This is a genomic window from Pseudophaeobacter sp. (assembly GCF_039971195.1).
In the GTDB taxonomy this organism is placed as follows: domain Bacteria; phylum Pseudomonadota; class Alphaproteobacteria; order Rhodobacterales; family Rhodobacteraceae; genus Pseudophaeobacter.
In genome coordinates this window covers 1-3,065 of sequence record NZ_JBDWPJ010000027.1, presented here as the reverse complement: position 1 = coordinate 3,065, position 3,065 = coordinate 1, and the positions used below count along the sequence as shown (strand labels likewise).

The window sequence follows — 3,065 nt, the reverse complement described above, 5'->3', positions numbered from 1 at the left end:
AAGTCTTTGGCGGCACCGGCAAGAACTTCCTCAACCCGGCGCTGACTGGCCGGGCCTTCCTGTATTTTGCCTATCCGGCCTATATGTCGGGCGATACCATCTGGACACCGGTTGACGGTTTCTCTGGTGCGACGGCGCTGTCGGTCTCTGCCTCTGCCGGGTTTGACCAGCTGGCCGCCAATGGCATCGAGTGGATGGATGCCTTCATCGGCACCATTCAGGGCTCCTTTGGGGAGACTTCGACGCTGGCCTGTCTGCTTGGTCTGGTCTTCCTGCTGGTGACCAAGATTGCCAACTGGCGCCTGATTGTCGGCTGTATGGCGGGCATGGTGGGTTTCTCGCTGTTGCTCAACACCATTGGCTCCGACAGTAACCCGATGTTTGCGATGCCTTGGTACTGGCATCTGGTCACCGGTGGTTTTGCCTTTGGCATGGTCTTTATGGTCACCGAGCCTGTCTCGGCCAGCCACACCAATCTGGGCCGCTACATCTATGGCGCGCTGATTGGCTTCATGGTGGTGATGATCCGGGTGATCAACCCGGCCTTCCCCGAAGGCATGATGCTGGCCATCCTGTTCGGCAATGTCTTTGCGCCGCTGATCGACTATTTTGTCGTGCAGGCCAATATCAAACGGAGAGCGAAGCGTCATGTCTGAGCAAACCCAAAAAGGTGCAATCCAGCGCTTCCTTGAGGCCTCGCCGGATTCCACTGGCAAGACTCTGTTTGTCGCCGTGGCGCTCTGCCTCTGTGCTTCGATGATCGTATCGGCAGCTGCCGTGGCTCTGCGTCCGACGCAGGAAGTCAACAAGCTGAAAGACAAGCAGATCAACATTCTGCAGGTCGCAGGGCTTTATGAGCCCGGCGTCGATATCACCGAAGCCTTTGGCGCCTCGTTTGAGCCCCGCGTGCTGGAGTTGGCCACGGGTCGCTTCACCGAAGACTTCGATGTGGCCACCTTTGATGATCGTGCTGCGGCGGATGATCCGGCCACTTCGATCGCACTGGATGATGATCCGGCCTCAATCGGTCGTCAGTCGAAATACATGACTGTCTATCTGCTGAAGGACGAGGCAGGCGAGATCGATAAGGTGATCCTGCCGCTGCATGGCTATGGTCTGTGGTCGACGCTCTATGGCTTTATCGCTGTTGAAGAAAACGCCAATGACATCTTTGGCCTGCAATTCTACAGCCATGCCGAGACCCCCGGTCTGGGTGCCGAGGTGGACAACCCCCGCTGGAAAGCCCTGTGGAATGGCAAACGTCTGACAGATGACGCCGGTGAGCTGCAGATCACTGTGGCTAAAACCGCGCCCGCCGCTGGCAAAGAGTTCCATGTGGACGCGCTGTCCGGTGCGACCCTGACGTCTGCGGGTGTCGACAATCTGGTGCGCTTCTGGATGGGTGAAACCGGCTATGCGCCTTTCCTTGCCAATCTCAAAGCAGGAGATATCTGATGTCCCAGACACGTAGGGAAATGCTGCTCGACCCCTTGGTCGACAATAACCCGATCACCCTGCAGGTGCTTGGCATCTGTTCCGCCCTGGCGGTGACCTCCTCGCTGAAAGTGGCGCTGGTGATGACCATTGCGGTGACGCTGGTGACGGCTTTTTCGTCGATGTTCATCTCGGTGCTGCGCAACCAGATCCCCAGCTCGATCCGGATCATCGTGCAGATGGTGATCATCGCCTCGCTGGTGATCTTGGTGGATCAGGTGCTTAAAGCCTATGCCTTTGAGATCTCAAAAACCCTGTCGGTTTTTGTTGGCCTGATCATCACCAACTGTATCGTCATGGGCCGGGCCGAAGCCTTTGCCATGAAGAACCCGCCGGTTGCCTCCTTCATTGACGGCATCGGCAATGGCTTGGGCTATGGGCTGATCCTGATGCTGGTTGGTTTTTTCCGCGAGCTCTTTGGCTCTGGCTCGCTGTTTGGCGTCACCCTTCTGGAAACCGTGAACAACGGTGGCTGGTACGTACCAAACGGGATGCTGTTGCTGCCGCCTTCGGCCTTTTTCATCATCGGTCTTTTGATCTGGGCCTTCCGCACCTGGAAACCCGATCAGGTGGAAGAGCGTGAACATAAAATTCAAGTTGTAGAGGCCCACTGATGGAAGCGCTCCTCTCCCTCGCGGTCAAGGCGATCTTTGTTGAGAACCTGGCCCTCTCCTTCTTCCTCGGCATGTGTACCTTCATCGCCGTTTCCAAGAAGATTTCCACCGCCATCGGTCTGGGGATCTCGGTGATGATCGTGCAGGCCATCACCGTGCCGGCCAACAACCTGATCCTGACCTATCTGCTGGCGCCCGGTGCGCTGGCCTGGGCCGGGTTCCCGGATGTGGATCTGACCTTCCTCGGTCTGATCTCCTACATTGGCGTCATCGCCGCGCTGGTGCAGATCCTCGAGATGGTTTTGGACAAATACTTCCCGCCGCTCTACAACGCGCTGGGGATCTTCCTGCCGCTGATTACCGTGAACTGTGCCATCCTGGGTGGCTCGCTGTTCATGGTGGAGCGCGACTATGGCTTTGCCGAAAGCATGACCTACGGTCTGTCCTCCGGCTTTGGCTGGGCGCTTGCGATCACCGCCATGGCCGGTGTGCGCGAAAAGCTGAAATATTCTGACATTCCGGATGGTTTGCAGGGTCTTGGCATCACCTTTATCACTGCGGGATTGATGGCCATGGCCTTCATGTCCTTCAGTGGCGTGAAACTGTAAGGGGGGCTGACAGAATGGCTACTTTTGGACTTGGCATTGTCCTCTTTACCCTAATTGTTCTGGCGCTTGTCAGCATCATCATCGCGGCCCGTTCCAAGCTGGTGTCGACCGGTAATGTGAACATCACCATCAATGGCGAAAAAACCATCTCCGTACCTGCGGGCGGCAAGCTGTTGCAGACGCTGGCGGCGGAAAAGCTGTTTGTGCCTTCGGCCTGTGGCGGTGGTGGCACCTGTGCCCAGTGTCGGGTCAAGGTGCATTCCGGTGGCGGCTCGATCCTGCCCACCGAGGAAGGCCATATCACCAAGCGTGAGGCCGGTTGCGGTGACCGCTTGTCCTGTCAGGTTGC

General features: G+C 57.5%; 5 protein-coding genes. All 5 read left to right on the top strand.

Features of this window, described 5'->3' with window-relative positions; all coding sequences use genetic code 11:
- A partial coding sequence (locus tag ABJP42_RS01890) for an RnfABCDGE type electron transport complex subunit D (protein ID WP_348338207.1) occupies positions 1-656 on the top strand: 656 nt, incomplete at its 5' end.
- The gene (locus ABJP42_RS01885; RefSeq protein WP_348338206.1) at positions 649-1,455 is read left to right on the top strand and encodes a Na(+)-translocating NADH-quinone reductase subunit C; all 807 of its coding nucleotides are present in this window, start codon (positions 649-651) and stop codon (positions 1,453-1,455) included. The genes ABJP42_RS01890 and ABJP42_RS01885, both read left to right, overlap by 8 nt.
- On the top strand, positions 1,455-2,108 hold the full coding sequence (locus tag ABJP42_RS01880; RefSeq protein ID WP_348338205.1) for an NADH:ubiquinone reductase (Na(+)-transporting) subunit D: 654 nt from the start codon (positions 1,455-1,457) through the stop codon (positions 2,106-2,108). Before ABJP42_RS01885 ends, ABJP42_RS01880 begins: the two co-directional genes overlap by 1 nt.
- Positions 2,108-2,716: an NADH:ubiquinone reductase (Na(+)-transporting) subunit E gene (nqrE, locus tag ABJP42_RS01875; RefSeq protein ID WP_348338204.1), complete on the top strand. Its 609-nt coding sequence runs from the start codon at positions 2,108-2,110 to the stop codon at positions 2,714-2,716. Before ABJP42_RS01880 ends, nqrE begins: the two co-directional genes overlap by 1 nt.
- A gap of 14 nt (positions 2,717-2,730) precedes the next feature.
- Positions 2,731-3,065: 2Fe-2S iron-sulfur cluster-binding protein (locus ABJP42_RS01870; RefSeq protein ID WP_348338203.1), on the top strand; the 335-nt coding region annotated here is incomplete at its 3' end.

Coding starts and splice junctions, on each gene's coding strand:
- ABJP42_RS01885 (WP_348338206.1), top strand. CDS start 649: ATGTCTGAGCAAACCCAAAAAGGTGCAATCCAGCGCTTCCTTGAGGCC.
- ABJP42_RS01880 (WP_348338205.1), top strand. CDS start 1,455: ATGTCCCAGACACGTAGGGAAATGCTGCTCGACCCCTTGGTCGACAAT.
- nqrE (WP_348338204.1), top strand. CDS start 2,108: ATGGAAGCGCTCCTCTCCCTCGCGGTCAAGGCGATCTTTGTTGAGAAC.